Source organism: Eubacterium sp. AF17-7, assembly GCF_003461285.1.
In the GTDB taxonomy this organism is placed as follows: Bacteria; Bacillota; Clostridia; order Lachnospirales; family Lachnospiraceae; genus Eubacterium_U; species Eubacterium_U album.
Map to the genome: position 1 here is coordinate 24018 of NZ_QTWU01000001.1, position 16156 is coordinate 40173.

19 protein-coding genes are annotated in these 16156 nt (G+C 35.0%); 15 read left to right on the forward strand and 4 right to left on the reverse strand.

The features are described from left to right. Positions 1-18: 18 nt before the first annotated feature. Both DWW96_RS00165 and DWW96_RS00170 read left to right on the forward strand, forming a co-directional pair. Complete coding sequence (locus DWW96_RS00165; RefSeq protein ID WP_108817235.1) at positions 19-477, forward strand: MarR family transcriptional regulator; 459 nt, start codon at positions 19-21, stop codon at positions 475-477. Then, positions 467-1786, forward strand: coding sequence for an MATE family efflux transporter (locus DWW96_RS00170; RefSeq protein ID WP_109214827.1), 1320 nt, complete (start codon positions 467-469; stop codon positions 1784-1786). Before DWW96_RS00165 ends, DWW96_RS00170 begins: the two co-directional genes overlap by 11 nt. 133 nt (positions 1787-1919) lie before the next feature. Here the strand turns inward: DWW96_RS00170 and DWW96_RS00175 are convergent, their stop codons facing one another. After that, on the reverse strand, positions 1920-2156 hold the full coding sequence (locus tag DWW96_RS00175; protein WP_002578301.1) for a DUF6061 family protein: 237 nt from the start codon (positions 2154-2156) through the stop codon (positions 1920-1922). A 311-nt stretch (positions 2157-2467) separates the two neighbouring features. Here DWW96_RS00175 and DWW96_RS00180 point away from each other — a divergent pair, with 311 nt between their 5' ends. Then, positions 2468-2785 carry a hypothetical protein gene (locus tag DWW96_RS00180; protein WP_117452273.1) on the forward strand — a complete coding sequence of 106 codons (318 nt, stop codon included), beginning with the start codon at positions 2468-2470 and terminating at the stop codon, positions 2783-2785. 338 nt (positions 2786-3123) lie between these two features. On the opposite strand, the gene DWW96_RS00185 is transcribed toward DWW96_RS00180, so the two are convergent. Next, positions 3124-3591 (reverse strand): helix-turn-helix transcriptional regulator, encoded by a 468-nt coding sequence (locus DWW96_RS00185; protein WP_117908227.1) that lies wholly within the window; start codon positions 3589-3591, stop codon positions 3124-3126. Between the two features lie 199 nt (positions 3592-3790). Here DWW96_RS00185 and DWW96_RS00190 point away from each other — a divergent pair, with 199 nt between their 5' ends. The 12 genes from DWW96_RS00190 (at position 3791) to DWW96_RS00245 (ending at position 14760) form a co-directional block, all read left to right on the forward strand. Further along, complete coding sequence (locus DWW96_RS00190; RefSeq protein ID WP_117908229.1) at positions 3791-3970, forward strand: helix-turn-helix domain-containing protein; 180 nt, start codon at positions 3791-3793, stop codon at positions 3968-3970. A 29-nt stretch (positions 3971-3999) separates the two neighbouring features. Continuing rightward, the gene (locus tag DWW96_RS00195; protein ID WP_117908231.1) at positions 4000-5076 is read left to right on the forward strand and encodes a site-specific integrase; all 1077 of its coding nucleotides are present in this window, start codon (positions 4000-4002) and stop codon (positions 5074-5076) included. Positions 5077-5081: 5 nt separating this feature from the next. Beyond that, a complete protein-coding gene (locus DWW96_RS00200; protein WP_117908233.1) occupies positions 5082-5423 on the forward strand; it encodes a mobilization protein in 342 nt (113 codons plus the stop codon). Continuing rightward, positions 5405-6523, forward strand: a complete 1119-nt coding sequence (locus DWW96_RS00205; RefSeq protein ID WP_117908235.1) for an AAA family ATPase — start codon at positions 5405-5407, stop codon at positions 6521-6523. Before DWW96_RS00200 ends, DWW96_RS00205 begins: the two co-directional genes overlap by 19 nt. 93 nt (positions 6524-6616) lie before the next feature. Further along, entirely contained in the window at positions 6617-6862 is a 246-nt protein-coding gene (locus tag DWW96_RS00210; RefSeq protein ID WP_117908237.1) for a complexin-2, read from the forward strand. A gap of 360 nt (positions 6863-7222) precedes the next feature. After that, a complete protein-coding gene (locus DWW96_RS00215) occupies positions 7223-8461 on the forward strand; it encodes a plasmid recombination protein (protein ID WP_117908239.1) in 1239 nt (412 codons plus the stop codon). Between the two features lie 186 nt (positions 8462-8647). Continuing rightward, entirely contained in the window at positions 8648-9634 is a 987-nt protein-coding gene (locus tag DWW96_RS00220) for a site-specific DNA-methyltransferase (RefSeq protein ID WP_117908241.1), read from the forward strand. A gap of 2 nt (positions 9635-9636) precedes the next feature. Next, positions 9637-10518 (forward strand): hypothetical protein, encoded by an 882-nt coding sequence (locus tag DWW96_RS00225; RefSeq protein WP_117908242.1) that lies wholly within the window; start codon positions 9637-9639, stop codon positions 10516-10518. Positions 10519-10591: 73 nt separating this feature from the next. Next, positions 10592-11317, forward strand: coding sequence for an FRG domain-containing protein (locus DWW96_RS00230; protein WP_117908244.1), 726 nt, complete (start codon positions 10592-10594; stop codon positions 11315-11317). A 40-nt stretch (positions 11318-11357) separates the two neighbouring features. Continuing rightward, the gene (locus DWW96_RS00235; protein WP_117908246.1) at positions 11358-12275 is read left to right on the forward strand and encodes a hypothetical protein; all 918 of its coding nucleotides are present in this window, start codon (positions 11358-11360) and stop codon (positions 12273-12275) included. A gap of 689 nt (positions 12276-12964) precedes the next feature. Next, on the forward strand, positions 12965-14482 hold the full coding sequence (locus DWW96_RS00240; RefSeq protein ID WP_117908248.1) for an RNA-binding domain-containing protein: 1518 nt from the start codon (positions 12965-12967) through the stop codon (positions 14480-14482). Between the two features lie 71 nt (positions 14483-14553). Beyond that, entirely contained in the window at positions 14554-14760 is a 207-nt protein-coding gene (locus DWW96_RS00245; protein ID WP_117908250.1) for a hypothetical protein, read from the forward strand. 237 nt (positions 14761-14997) lie between these two features. Here DWW96_RS00245 and DWW96_RS14305 read toward each other — a convergent pair whose 3' ends face one another. Beyond that, a complete protein-coding gene (locus DWW96_RS14305; protein WP_243002979.1) occupies positions 14998-15264 on the reverse strand; it encodes a hypothetical protein in 267 nt (88 codons plus the stop codon). A gap of 89 nt (positions 15265-15353) precedes the next feature. Further along, the gene (locus DWW96_RS14310) at positions 15354-15974 is read right to left on the reverse strand and encodes a hypothetical protein (protein ID WP_243002980.1); all 621 of its coding nucleotides are present in this window, start codon (positions 15972-15974) and stop codon (positions 15354-15356) included. Positions 15975-16156: the final 182 nt, after the last annotated feature.

Consider the following 16156-nt stretch of genomic DNA (forward strand, 5'->3'; position numbering starts at 1 on the left):
AATTTAAGGAGGAAAAAGATGAGAAAAGATAATAATATGATAATACAGTTGCAACGATATTATGCTTTATGGAAAGAATGTACAGCAATGTATGAGGAATGGTCAAAGGATCAGGGACTGTCTTCAAATGGAGTTTTTGCTTTGTATTCATTTTATGAAAGTAATGGAAGATGCACGCAGAAAATGATAAGTGAAAAATGGAATATACCTAAGCAAACGGTAAATACGATACTAAAAGATTTTCAGAAAAAAGGATACATCAATATGGTATCTGATGATTCAGACAAGAGAAATAAGCTGATATGCCTCACAGAATCAGGAATGGAATATACGAAAGATATCATAGAAAAACTGCACTCAAAAGAAATATATGTAATCGAAAAAATGGGATTAGAGAATATAGAAAGTCTTAATGATAATACAGAGCTGTTTATCAGACTTTTCAAGGAAGGAGATTGTAAGAAAAATGAATCATAAATCATTATTTTTTAAATATGTTATTCCATCTATTATAGCATTTGCATTATCAGGAATATATGCGATAGTGGATGGATATTTTGTAGGCAATACCATAGGAGATGCTGGACTTTCGGCTATTAATATTGCATATCCGATTGTGGCTTTGATTCAGGCTCTTGGAACAGGAATTGGTATGGGAGGAGCTGTTTATTACTCAATTAATGCAGCAGAAAAGAAAGGAAAACGGGCAGAAGAATTTATTGCTACAAGCTGGTGGCTTCTTGTAATAGTAAGTGTTATCAGTACCATAATTATTTACTCCTTTTCGTCTAAAATTTTAGGATTGCTTGGAGCAGATGGAATTATATTAACAAATGCGACAGATTATATCAAAATTATAGCACTTGGAGCAATATTGCAGATTCTTGGAACTGGAATGATGCCATTCATTAGAAATTATGGAAACTCTTTCTGGTCAATGTTTGCGATGGTTGGTGGATTCATAACCAATATTGTTCTGGATTTTATCTTTGTATGGATATATGAAATGGGCATGAAAGGTGCAGCCACAGCTACAATAGCCGGACAGGGTGTGACTGCAGCAATTGCAATCATATACGCATTATATAATAAAAAGTTTTATGTGTATGTATCCTTAAAAAATGTAAAAGAAATGTGTGGCGCTATATTCAGAGTAGGTCTTGCACCATTTGGGCTAGCATTGACTCCTAATATTTCATTGGTGTTTATAAACCGATTCTCCGCTTCTTATGGGGGAGAAAAAGCTATTGCAACTTATGCATGTGTATCCTATATTATCTGTATCATATATCTCATATTGCAGGGCGTAGGTGATGGAAGTCAACCTTTAATGAGCCGTTTTTATGGTGAGAAGGATCAAGAAAGCCTGAGAGGAGTTCAGAGAATGGCATACATTTTTGCAATAATTCTTGCTGTTTGTGGTGGAATTATCATGTATGTAAACAGAGCAAATATTGGAGGGGTTTTCGGAGCTTCTTATGAAGTAAGTATTGAGATTTCTAAAATTGTACCTATATTTTTAGTGTCATTACCATTTGTTGCGATTACCAGAATAGCGACAGCTGGATTTTATGCTACTGAAAAAAGTGGATTGTCATACATTCTTACATTCATTGAACCAGTATTGATGCTGATATTTATGCTTGTTTTACCACCTTTATTTGGTGGACAGATTATGATATGGTGGAGTACGGTATTGGCACGTGTTTTTTCAGCGATTCTGGCATTCATACTAATAAAATATTGCGAAAAGGGAGATTTGCAATATGGAATACAGAAAATTTAACAATCAGATAGTAGCAAGAATAATCTAGGTTTATCTATTGTATTTTTAAGGACAGCCTCATAGCAATAGGGCTGTCCTTTTAAAATTATGAAGCTAATTTTTAATAAATTCTAGTAGATTTTGATTGGAATAATCATAACTCTAATGAATCTTCAGCATCTACCCACATCTGTAAATTCCCATCAAGATATAACCTTGCATATTCTAATGGCTCATCGATTGCAAGCGATGTCAAAGCACAATCAGATCCAGGTGTGGTTCTTAAATTTTTTTCTGCTTCCCAACAATCAATACGGAGTATATAGCCCGTATTAGTATATACATCAATGCTGTTGCACTGTGGATTGTATTCTGCAAATATTGTTCTCATCGTATCCCATCTCCTTATCATTTAATCAATCAGTAGTAGCAAAAATTAAGAAGCATTTCAATCAGTTCACCATGTCACTTTTATTTTGTGTTATACTGTCTTATAGATTTTTCTTGCCCTTGTATTTGCCCTTATCAGAGTGCATAAACACTGATGGGACGATATAACACAAGGGAAATAATAAGGGAAAGCTCACCTGCGACAAATCCAGTGTTTTCAAGGGGTTGCGAAGAATTTAATAATAAAATATAACAGTTATTAAATTTCTTAAAACAGGTGAAATCTCAATCGGAATTTAAAAGGATGATGATATGATGGATAAATTAAAAAAGAACATGGTTTTCTACCTACTGTTGCTGATAGATTTTTATATCGTTCCTTGGTTTATAAAAGACACAGGAAGTGCAATGATTGTTATGTTAGTAATTATTCCTCTAATATGTTTAATAACCTCTGTTTTTTATGGGATTAGGAATGGTTTTAACTTCTGGTATATTTTGATTGTAGCAATAATGTTTGCGCCATCCATATTTATATTTTATAACTCAAGTGCATGGGTTTATGTAGTTGGATATGCTGTTATTGCATTATTGGGAAATTTAATAGCATTGCCATTAAGAAAAAGATAACTTCCAGTTTGTCATACATGCAAGAACGACTACAACGATATTGACTCGTGACAATAAAATGACAATATTTTCGTCTTAGACTATATGCAAAAATACTAAAACAGTACAGAAATGAACTTTTAAATACAATAAATATCCTACTTTATAAAGGAGTAAATTTTTGTGAGTAGGAGTTTGAATAGTAAAATATTTTGAAAAAAGCCCGTAAATAAAGGCTTTGCAAGGTGTTTGCAACCTGTCGTGGCAACGATATGGCAACACTAAAACAATTTACCTATATATATAATTGAAAAAACCTTACTGATTTCAAGGAGTCAGTAAGGTTTTTTAATGCTCTTTTATAAATCTAAATCAATCATCTTATGGTATCTGGAAGCAGATGCAGGATAATTGTATCTCCAATCATCATATTCTTCTTGGGAGATTTCTCCGGCATCAAGTTTGGATTTCATCTTTGCCCAGGCTTTTGCTTCATTACCTAAAGTATCATGGATGGCGCCAAGATCAATGTTGATGTGGCTGCCCTCCTGCTTTACGGAAATACCATAGATATCTTCAAGAGTAAATAGTACCTGCATTACACCAACGTGTGTATCAATGTTTGGAACGTTAATAGCCTCAGGAGAAACTTCCAATATGCTAGATAGAGTTTCTATCAAATCTTCCTTAGGGACGCGTTTCTCGGCTTCGTACTGAGCTAAACGGATATCAGCAGTACTTTCTTTAAAACCTAACTGAACTCCCAATTCTTTTTGAGTTAAACCTTTACGTTTACGAAAAGTTTTAATTCTTTCACCAATAGCCATAATGAACCTCCAATTTAATATAGGATAATATAACTTAAACAAATTCGTTATAGTCAGTATATCATAGGCAAAAATAGATATCAAGAAAAACTTAAACAAAAAAAGTTAATTTTTCTATTGACTTAAGCTAAAATGTTTAGTATCATATAAACCAACCTAAACAAATTAGTTTAGGAAATATAATGCAGGAGGTAAAAATATGGATAAGAACTTTATGACAGTAGATGATGTCGCTAAAGAACTTTGTGTATCCAAGTCTAAGGCTTACAAGATTGTAAGACAGCTTAATAAGGAACTTGAAGCAAAGGGCATCATCACAGTAGCAGGACGTGTTTGTACTTCTTATTTCGAGAAAAAAGTTATGTACAGCGGTGATTAAGAAATGCTTAGGAAAGGAAGGTGATAAACATGAGCGTTTATTCTTATACAGCAAATAATAAGAAAAAATGGAGAGCTGTTTATCGCTATACTGACTTTACCGGAAAGAGAAGGCAGACGCAGAAAAGAGGCTTCGATACTAAAAGAGATGCTGAAGCATGGCTTTCTAACAAGAAAAGAGCCGAAAACGGACAATTGAATATGACGTTTGGTAGTTTCTATGAAATCTATGAAAGAGATAAGAAGGCTAGGGTTAAAGAAACTACGTTTGAAACCAAATCATACTTGGTTAGAGACAAAATCCTTCCATACTTCAAAGATAGAACAATGGATGAAATCAAGCCAAAGGATGTAATTGCTTGGCAGAATGAGTTGCTTAATTACAAAGATGCAAACGGAAAACCATACTCATCAGGTTATCTTAAAACCATTCATGCACAGCTTAGCGCAATTTTTAACTTTGCAAAGAAGTTCTACGGATTACAGACGAATCCAGCAGCTGTAGTTGGTGCTATGAAAAATGATGAGGAAAAGGAAGTTGAAATCTGGACTAAGGAAGAATACTTAAAGTTTTCTGAAGCGGTTATGGATAAACCTTTATCCTTTTATGCTTTTGAAGTTCTGTATTGGACAGGAATCAGAGAAGGTGAACTTCTGGCTTTAACTCCGGCAGACTTTGATTTTGACAATAATACAATGAGAATCAATAAGAACTATCAAGTAGTCAAAGGTCGTGAGATTATCACTACTCCAAAAACAAAAAAGAGTAATCGAGTGGTAAAGATTCCGCAGTTTTTGGCAGATGAAATTAAAGACTTTATGAAGTGCTTTTATGACTTAAAGCCTAATCAGAGACTTTTCTTTAAATCAAAAGGGTATCTCGGTCATGAAATCACCAGAGGTTCAAAGAAAGCAGGCATTAAGAGAATTAATATTCATGCACTTAGACATTCGCATATTTCTTTATTGATTGATAGGGGATTTTCTGCACTTGATATTGCAGATCGTGTTGGACATGAAGCAATCGGTATCACATATAAGTATGCACATCTGTTCCCTAACAAGCAGGATGAAATGGCAAATCAGTTGGATGAAGAAAGGAAGTAAAGTCTATGGAAAAATCATTAGACAGTCATGGCAGGTGGAGGCAGAAGATTGTTGCTTTTAGAGTTTCTGATGAAGAGGCAAAAATCATTGATAATAAAGTCGCTTTGTCAGGACTCACAAAGCAGGATTATATTCTCCGCCGTCTATGTGAAAAAGAAATAACAGTTTATGGGAACCCAAAAGTTTATATTGCACTGAAAACAAAACTGAATGATGTATATGAGGAACTGAAAAGAATCTCAGATGCAAGTGAAGTTAATGATGTTTTGTTGGAAGTAATTGAACTTATTGCAGTAACCATGAACGGAATGAAAGAGGAGGCAGAAACATGGATAACAAAAGAATAGTGACTGCTCAAAACGTATCTGTTGGCGCAGATAACGAGCAGTCACACAGTGTTCCTAAACACAGTAACAGTATAACAGATAACACCGGTGCACGCAATTTGCAAGCCACTGGGACTTTAGTGGGTGAAAATTTGGAGACGGTATCAATGGATGAACTTTACGATACAGTCTACCCTATTAAGAAACCTTTAGTTGAAGATTTGGTCTATAACGGAGTGTATTTGTTTGTTGGAGCGCCAAAGGTCGGCAAGTCATTTTTAATGGCTGAAATCGGCTTCTGCGTTAGCGCAGGAGTCGACCTTTGGGGACACAAGACCAATCAGGGAACAGTGCTGTATTTGGCACTGGAAGATGATTATGCAAGACTTCAGCAAAGGTTATCAAAGATGTTTGGAATTGATGTTGCAGAGCACTTTTATTTTGCAACACGTTCTAAAAACTTGAATGAAGGATTGGAAGAACAGCTTAAAGCGTTTCTTACAACTCATCCTGACACAAGGCTTATCATTATTGATACTTTGCAGAAGATTAAAGAAATCAGCGGAGACAAGTTCAGTTATGCAAATGATTATGACATTATTACAAAGTTAAAGCATTTTGCAGATGACCACAATATTTGTATTTTGGTAGTTCATCATACAAGAAAGATGGATTCATCAGATGCTTTTGAAATGATATCCGGTACCAATGGATTACTTGGTGCAGCTGACGGAGCATTCATTATGCAGAAAGAAAAAAGAACTGACCTTAAGGCTACTGTTGATATAACCGGAAGAGACCAACAGGATCAGAGACTGCACCTTAAGTTTGTACCAAATTTGTGTTTATGGGAATTTGAAAAAGCAGAAACAGAGTTATGGAAAGAACCGGAAGATGAAATGTTATTGGCAATCCATATGTATCTGATGGATGCAGAGAAGTTTGAGGGTACGGCAAGTGAATTGTTAGAGAAGATTCCAAGTCTTAATTTACAGCCTAATCAATTGACTAGAAAACTCAATATAAAGGCTGGAAGATTGTTTGAAGACTATGGAATAAAGTACAGTAATCAGAGATGCCATGATGGCAGAATCATAACTTTGGAGTACGAAAATGAATAGAAGCGTGTCGATGGTGACGATGTTTTATGGTACGTAAATCATCGTCACAACCGTCACGCATCGTCACGGAACAATATTAATGGAGGTTTAGATATGAATAAAAATAGAAAAATAACTAATGAACTAATGGTGGCTTTAATAAAGTATCATGTTTTAAACATGAGAGATGATGAGGAAATGAACAAATATATAGTTTCAGAATTAGAAAAGAAATTAAAGCGAATGGGAAACCATGATACTTATACAAAAAGTAAAACGGCTTCAACTGAAGAAGAACGAGAGGAAGCCAGACAGGACTATCTTGATGCGGTCGGAATGCATCCGGACTTTAGATGGTAGTATCGCATCATACAACATTACTTTTTCCTTATCAATTTAATACCTGCAAGTGCCACTTGCAGGTTAAAGGGTTGGTAAGGGAAAGTAATGAGTTGGTGACATGATGTCACCGACAATTTGTGGAACTTTAGTTCTGCAAATTAAGTAGGCAGTAATAGGTAGGCAATAGGTATAAAAGCCCTCGGCAGAGACCCCGCAGTTATGGCTATGACAAAACTGCTAGAGGGTTATCAATTATGGCAGAGCCAAATTGATAACCTGACCTACACTTGTACTTTTACTTCTGCTTACAACGATAAGACCTGCCGGTGTCACCGGCGGGTGAATGACAAATAAGAAGAAATAAGAGAGGTATTGATTATGGACAAATTATCGTATTCAGCACACCTCAGTAATGGCGATCATGCAATCAATAGCAAAGCCAAACTCTCAGGTGTTGCAAAACATAATCTTCGTAAGTACCACTCAAAAGATTATAATAAGGAGAACATTGTAGTTTTATGTGGTACGGATAAATTAATGGAAGATGTGAAAAAAGTATATAAGGAACAGTTCGATGAATCAGTAAAAAAGTACAATCAGAAACAGACCAGAGATGACAGAAAGATTGATGACTATTTTGAAAAGGTCTGTAATAGCAAAAATAAAGATATTGCTGTAGAATTGATTTTTCAGTTAGGTGATAAAGATTACTGGGATAGGAATGAAGAAAAGAAAAAGAATATGGATGTTGCTTTTGAACAAATCCTGAAAGAGTTGCAGAAGCAGGCTCCGGATTTGGTTGTGGCAAATGCTGTAGTGCATCGAGATGAAGCAAGCCCTCATATGCATGTTGTGGCTGTTCCTGTTGGCAGAGGGTTCAAAAACGGAATGGAGACACAGGTTTCTAAAAGAAAAGTCTGTACAAAGGAATTTCTTGAAGATGTTTTACAAGGCTCAATGAGAAAGTTTGTAAGTGCCAATCTTTTTACTTGGATTTCTGAATTAAATTTAAAGAGAAAAGAATTTGGCAGAAATCATGATTTAAGTGTTGCAGAGTATAAGGTCAAAGCCGAGACTGAAAGAGCCGAGAAATTGGCAAAGGAAAATGCTGAATCAGAAAAGGAACTGAATGAAACAATTGCAAAACAGATTGTTGCTGAAAAGGAATTAAAAGATACTTACAAAGAATTGGAAGTTGTCGGTGATGTAGCTGATCTGGGAAAGAATATCAAGAAACTTGAAACAATGGTCAGGAAAGGACCAGATGCTCCAAAGGGAATGATGACAGCTAAGGGGTATCGTGAAAAGGTAGTTATTCCTTTTATTGATAAGTTGTATGGTGTATTCAGAAACGTAGTTGATTTTGCTAAAGGTTGTTTTGCTCAGTTAAAAGAAGTTACAGAAAAGTATCATGAGGTCTCTGAAATCAATGAAAGTCTTAGAAGACAGAACAGCAATCTTAGGGAACAGATTGAAGACCAGGAGAAAGAGATTGATGAGCTGTATGATTCTAAGGAGAAACTTGGGTATTTTGAGACTTTCTTAAGGAAGGAAGACTATGATAAGGTCATTGAGATGGGCGAGGAACAGGATAAAATTAGAACGCGAAGTAGATGATTTAAATGCCCGAAACCGCGTGTTTGTGGGTATTTTATTGATGCGCAGACCGTGAAAATATGATAGAATGAAAAACATATGAATAATAGAAAAACAATTATTTAAATAATATGATAATCAGCGTAGATATATATATATCAGCGAATTATTGATATCGTATCTAATAATTATGTTGTGAGGAAAAATATGAATAGAAATAAATATGATAATATTTTTTTGTTTTGTGATGATGCAATGAATCAATATAAGAATTGGAAAACTCCAACCATGATTATGTGTGATGGACCTTATGGAGTAAATGGCTTTAAAGGTGATTTGGTTTCGTACCATGGGCTAGATGATTGGTATGAGCCACATATCAAAGAGTGGAGCAAGAAAGCAACAGCGTTAACAACGTTATGGTTTTGGAACACAGAAGTTGGATGGGCAACGGTACATCCAATCTTGGAAAAGTATGGATGGAAATATGTCTCGTGTTGTGTTTGGGACAAGGGAATGAGCCATGTTGCAGGTAATACAAACACTAAAACTATTAGGCACCTACCAGTTGTAACAGAGGTTTGCGTTCAATATGTTAAAGAGCCATTTTTCTATGTTGAAAATAAAGCTATGAAAATGAAGGAGTGGCTCAGATACGAATGGGAAAGAACGGGACTTCCTTTTTCAAAAACTAATGAGGCTTGTGGTGTGGTTAATGCTGCAACAAGAAAATATTTTACTAAGTGTCATTTGTGGTATATGCCACCTGCAGAAGCCTTTGAAAAGATAACTAATTATGCTAATTCTTATGGTGCAGAAGATGGAAAACCATACTTCTCTATTGATGGTGAAAGACCAATAAAAAGAGATGAATGGGAGCGATTGAGAGCAAAGTTTTATTGCCCGATAGGAGTTACAAACGTATGGAAAGAACCTCAGTTGAGAAATACAGAGCGTTTGAAAGTAAACCAAAAAGCAATTCATTTAAATCAAAAACCCTTGTCGCTGATTAAAAGAATAATTGAAATGACAACGGATGAAGGAGATGTAGTATGGGATCCGTTTGCAGGACTTTGTACAACGGCAATTGCATCGATGGATTTGAAACGTGAATGCTATAGTGCCGAAAAAAATGAAGATGTTTATAAAGTGGCAAATAAACGAGTGAGAGAACATAAAAAAAAGGAGGAATGATTATGGATTTTAATGATGTTTTAGATTGTGCTAAATCTGAACTAACGAGTCTTGATGAACATTTAATTGATATATTGGATATTTCTAGACCTCCTTCATTAGAATATGCAAAAAATCTTGCAAAGGTGATTTCTAAATTGTCTCCTCTTTTGGGAAATATGATTGAATTTTCAACGGTAGATTTACTCAACCAATATGATTGGTGCGATAATGGAAAGTGGGTTAGGCAAGATCCAGGTTTTCCAGATGCGCTATTTAAGAGTGATATAATTATACCTAATCCTGGGATTGAAATTAAGGCATGGTTTCCGTTTGCAACAGAGATAACTGCACGCTTTAAGGATAGTGTTAATATATTTTCTGAAAATAATATTGATGTAGCGTTGATTGCTTGGTTGCCAGAACATGTCATTTGGGGAAAGCCAAAGATTATAGATGTTTTGGTTGTGAGTGGAAAAAGTGTCGCTGAAGCAAGAGACTCGCATTATCATCGACCGCCAGACTATATTGTTTTTGAACCAGAGGATACATCTGAAAGAACATCAAATCTTCAACAAACTAATACCAATGGTTATAAGCTTCAAACAGACAAGTGTGATGCAAATGAAGCTGAAATATTAGTTGAGTCTTGGGGACCTAAGGGAAAAATATATAGTCCATCTGTAGAATACCAACGTAAACTTCATGATTTGCTAGGTAAGTTTGTATATCGGCTTGATACTAATTATGCAAAGCTAGATCGTATCGAGCACAAAGAGATTGAAGCATTTAAACAACAAGTGCTAGATAAAGAGTATCAAGGAAAAACTATAAAACAGTGGAGTAATGTACTTTTATCAAAGGATGAAGAGAGATTAGAAGAAGCATTGAAAACAATACTGTAAATATAAAAATCAAAGTAATGCGTGAACATTTGTGAATCGTTCTTTTAATGTGATTGAACAGGAATTATAGGTAATGAAAAAAACAAAAAGAATAATTAGTTTAGAAGAGTATATTACAATAATAAGAGATGCATATAATTGTGAAGGCTGTGGACCGATTGAGAAGATTTTCTATAGAGGACAATCAAATTGTGATTACAAATTAGTCCCTTCTCTTGCACATAAAATTAAAGGCCATACAAGTGAAACAGAGAATTATATAGGGTTCGAAAAAAAGATTATTGAAAGAAGTAAGTTGGAGTATCCTTTTATCTTTAAGGAAAATAATCTCTTAGATGAATTGGCACTAATGCAACATTATGGAATGCCAACAAGACTGATGGATGTAACAGAAAACCCGTTGGTAGCATTATATTTTGCGTGTATTAGTAACTTGGACAGAGATGGAGAGGTTTTTACTTTCGCAGCCGGTTATGGGGCACAATTATATAGTAGCTATGATGCAAAAAGAATATATAAAGATAAAAAAATTGCTTTTGTAAGGACAAAGATTTTCAGTGAGAGACAAAGAATTCAGCAAGGGTTATTTATGTGGTTCCCAAAAGATAAACTAGAGGGAATTGATAAGGAATCGGATGTAATACATAACAGAATTATCATTCCGAGTGACTGTAAAGGTAGTTTGATTAATGATTTAAAAATGTTAGGAATATCTGAGAAAACATTATTTCCGGAAAACATAGATGCATGCTGTAGAGAGTTACTCGGTGATATTACAAAAGATGCATATTCGTGTTAAAAATTAAATTTTTTATAATTTAAATTGGAGGTTGGCTGTTATGAATTGTTATATTGCAATTTTACGACCTTTTTTACCTGAAGAACGAAAGAGTGAGAAGGCTCATAAATGTGAACTGAATTCTATAAAAAATGGCATTTGTGGTATGGGTTGGAATCCGGATGATAGTTTTTGGAAAGCAGGCAAAAACATAATTAACGATATGAGTATTTCTTACGATACACTCAATTATGGAAAGGGTTGGAAAACTGCCTTTAATATTTATAAAGAGATGGAAGCTGGTTCCTATATTCTAACTCGAACAATTGATGATATATGCTATGTAGGAAAAATTGTTGGCACAGCTTATCATGAAAAAGGAAAATACAACTTTGAATCGTATGATAATTATTCGTGGATAGTTGATGTTGATTGGAAAAAAATAGGGAACTTTATGAATATTCCTAATGGATTGAGAGGTTTGATGTCAGGACGAATTAATACAGTAAAGAGAGTTACAGATGATGTTCATAAAGCCTTGTTAGAAGCATTGTATAAAGGAATGGAAAACAAAATTGTATTGAAAGAAGACAATTTTTGTACTGCTCTTGCTCCGAATGATTTGGAGGATTTAGTTGCTTTATACATAAGTAGAGAGAATAGTTCATATATGATAGTTCCTTCGAGTAGTAAAGTTACTGAGCCGAAGTATGAGTTCAAATTTATTGATATGAACAATTGTAACAAACCAATTACATGTCAGGTTAAGAATAACAAACCGGTTATAGCTAGCCAATATGAAAGTGATGAGTTTTATAAAATATATTTGTTTTCTGGAATAGAAGACTACGGAGATATAGATGAAATAGCAAATAATATTATAATAATCAAAAGAAGTGAATTGTTTATTTTGCTGAAGGAATATTACAACAATAATGAATTTATAAGAAAACAGCTGGGAGATATTTTTGCTATTTAACTGCTTGTTAAAATAACAATCTGATTAGTGTATTAATGAGTCAAATGGTTGATTGCATGTAATAACTATGCTACAATAATCACGTGGCAACACTATGGCAACACGAGATCAGAAGGATAATATAAATTATATAATATAGGTAGAAAAACGGCTAAAAGAACATTGAACTTAAACAAATATGTTTAAGTTATGCTCTGTACACGCCGAGTTTGAATAAGCTACAAGCCGATTAGCATAAAACAAAAGCCAACTGTAGGAGCATATATGCTCACTAACAGTTGGCTTTTATTTTTTGCGTAAGTGGCGACAGCCACTCATAAGCAAGAAGCGAAGCGAATTGCGAATGAATCGGTGTTGTGGAAGATGGAAATACATATATGGATTTCTGCGAGGCTCTTTCTTTTCGGTCTTATACGGCGCCAGCCGTCAGTGAGATGTAGCAAGGCGAAATCGAACTGAGCATGGCGTGGAAAAAGAAGATTTTATTTTTTATATATTTTGATATAATTAGTTTAACAAAAACTTTTAGAAAATATAAATTAATAATTCAAATGTTATAGAAAATACTATTTGTGTCACCAATGGTGACACAAATAGGTTGGACAAATCATTTATTATGTAAGCTTGAAAATAAAACTGATAATAGATGAAAGATAATTAAAAAGTATGTTAGGAATGGAGAGGACATTATGGAGCTTGAACTAGACGTAGAAGATTTATTAAACAAAAGAAAAATAGAATCAGACCGAATAGAGTTTAAGACTGGGTGGAATCCTGATGATATCTACCATAGTGTCTGTGCATTCGCAAATGATTATAATAATGATGGTGGTGGTTATATTGTTGTAGGCGTTGAAGAAGAAAATGGTGTTGCCAAGCGTCCGGTAAAAGGTTTACCTGAATATATGTTGGATTCAATACAGAAAGATATGTTGGGGTACAATAATTTGATTTCTCCACCCTACTTTCCACAGGGGATACCAGCAGAAGTGGATGGAAAATGGATTTTTGTAATTGTTGTCAGAACAGGACAGCAGCGACCTTATAAATCACCAGAGCATGTAACAAGTAAGAAAGAAAAAAAGTACAATTATTATATTCGTTATCAGACAAGTTCTGTTAAGGCAAATAGTGAACAGGAGCGAGAACTGATTAATATGTCAGATCAAACCCCGTTTGATTGCAGATCAAACCATAAGGCAACATTTGAGGATATTTCACCGGTGCTGTTAGAAGATCATTTGAGAAAAACCGGTAGTAAACTTGCTAAACAGGTAAGAGAACGTGGAGTTGAGGAAATACTTAATGATATGCAGTTATTGGTTGGTTCTCCAGAACTCAGATATATTCAGAATGTGGCAATTATGATGTTCTGTGAGCATCCAGAAAAATTCTTTGGATATACTTATGTACAGATGACCTCTTTTCCTAAAGGAAGCATTAAGAATCCAAGTATTAGTGAAGATTTTCCTAATATTACAGGTTCGGTGCCTCAGATGATTCAAGCAACAATGGAAAGATTTCGTAATTTGATTATTCGAGAAAAGGTAATTAAAGTACCAAATCAGATGGAGGCGTTAAGGATATTCAATTATCCATATCAGGCAATCGAGGAGGCTGTTGTAAATGCTTTTTATCACAGAGATTATATGTCGTATGAGCCGATAACTATAGAAATAGAACCTGATTGTATAAACATTATGAACTTCCCGGGGATAGACAGATCTATTTCAGAAAAAACGATAGCTGAGGGAAAGAGATTTGTTTCGAGATATTATAGAAATAGACGACTTGGAGAGTTTTTAAAAGAACTGGATTTATCAGAGGGACATTCTTCCGGCATACCAACAATACAGGAAGAACTTGAGAAGAATGGCTCACCAAGAGCGGAGTTCTTTACGGATGAAGATAGACGAGCTATGAGAATAAGAATTCCAATCCACCCGGCATTTTTGGAAGCGGAGGATGAAGTTTTGCTGCCAGATAGCTATGAGAAAGCGACGAAAAAATCATCAAAGAAAAAGATAGAACAATATGAAAAAATCTTAAAATTATTAAATGATGGTGAATGGCACAAAACAGCTGAAATAGCTGATGATCTGGGATTAAAGGATACTAGGACAAAGGAATTGTTAAAGGAATTAATTGCACTTGATAAACTCATTGATAATGGAAAAACAAAAGGCAAATTATATAGATTAAAATAATTCGTCGCTTTTTTCGTTGAAAAAGCGACGAAAAAAGCGACGAAAAAAGTGCACTTTGTGAGGTGAGATTGATGAACAAGATTATCGAACAGATAGAAAAAATTAAGCAAATAAATTCAAATGAGAATCTTGTGATTTTTGTGGGTGCTGGAGTTTCTAAAAATTCTGGTGTGTGTTCATGGTGGGAGTTAGTTAAAGAGATTGCTGATAAAATTGGTGAAAATAAATATACATCATGCGAGATAAAAGATTTGATATGTGGAGAAGCTGACTTGTAAAAGTAAATTCCGTGTGAAAGACTAAATTCCACCCACTGTTAAAAATCAACCTAAATTTAAAAGTTTTTGGTTGAATAAAGGGTAATAAGTGTTAAAATTTAAGTACATTTTTCTTTAAATCTGAAAATCAAGGCATAGGAAACAGACCTCTGGAATTCTTGTGTGAAAGATTAAATTCCACAGGTCGGTGTGAGAAATGTGAAATTTGTGGCTCTGATGACGGGATTTATAAAAATGTTATTTTAGCAGCTTTGGTGTGAGGATTACATCATCAGGTGGGATGTATTTAAGCTGCAGGGCCCGGAGAATCTCCGGGCCAAATTTTTCAAGTGATGCCTGATATGGTGTTTTACCATTCAATCCTTCCCTCACATAAGAATTGATGTGATTAACACATTTCTTTATGTCCCATTGTGTAAGATGCGTGAAAACGGTTCCTTTTGGGATAATCATTCTCAACAGGGTATGTGCTTCCTCAATGCCCCCCTTCTGATTACTTCTCATGGGATCACAGTAATAAATACTCATGCGTTCAATGCCGTTAATACCCGTTTCAAGCGATATCGGGTCGCTGAATTCACTGCCACGGTCAGTCAGGTATTGAAAACGGATAGAAAGTCATATGTGCCAAGAGCCCTCTCCAGTTCGTTAATGGCAACCTTAACAGCTCCTTCAGTACAACGATTTAGGAGTCTGGCAATAAACAGTTGTGTTTCAGGAATGTAAAAAGTCAGAATACATTTATTGGAACCTTTAGCCGAAATAACAGTATCCATTTCACAGAAATAATCAGGATTCAGTTGCTTAAAATCAGCATAAGTTCTTCCGACGAAAACTTCCCTGTTTTTGATTGAAGGTTTGGAATCATCTTTTCGTAACTTAAACTTGACCTTACGTTTTAAATTAATGTTTCTGGTGAGAAGAACACCCTGTTCAATGTAGTTGTAAAGTGTTTTCACACTGATGCCCAGTTCCGGATGGTCGGTGACAATTACATATGGAGACTGTCCCTGTTCTATCAGAGGTGCAACCACGGCATTCATTTGAAGAGCCTGATGTTTTGTGAGATTTACACCGGTTCTTGAAGAAGTACGGAGTTCCTCATATTTTCGTTGTGCAAAAACAGCATCATAGCGATATTTATGCGGAACGCTACAGCGATGGAGTGGTTTATCACAACCATTGCAAACGTAAGGAGCCCGGTCCACTCGCAAACAGGATTCCTTTACGAAAGATTTGCATACCTGATTACATTTATTGCATGATGAACACTTAATGTCACAGAGGATAATCTTTTCACATACATTTGTCCGTTTGCACCTAAATCTCCTGGTGCAAAAGTTGTGTGGATTATTAAATATCCGTTTGGGTTGGATGTCATCAACCCGGTGAAGAC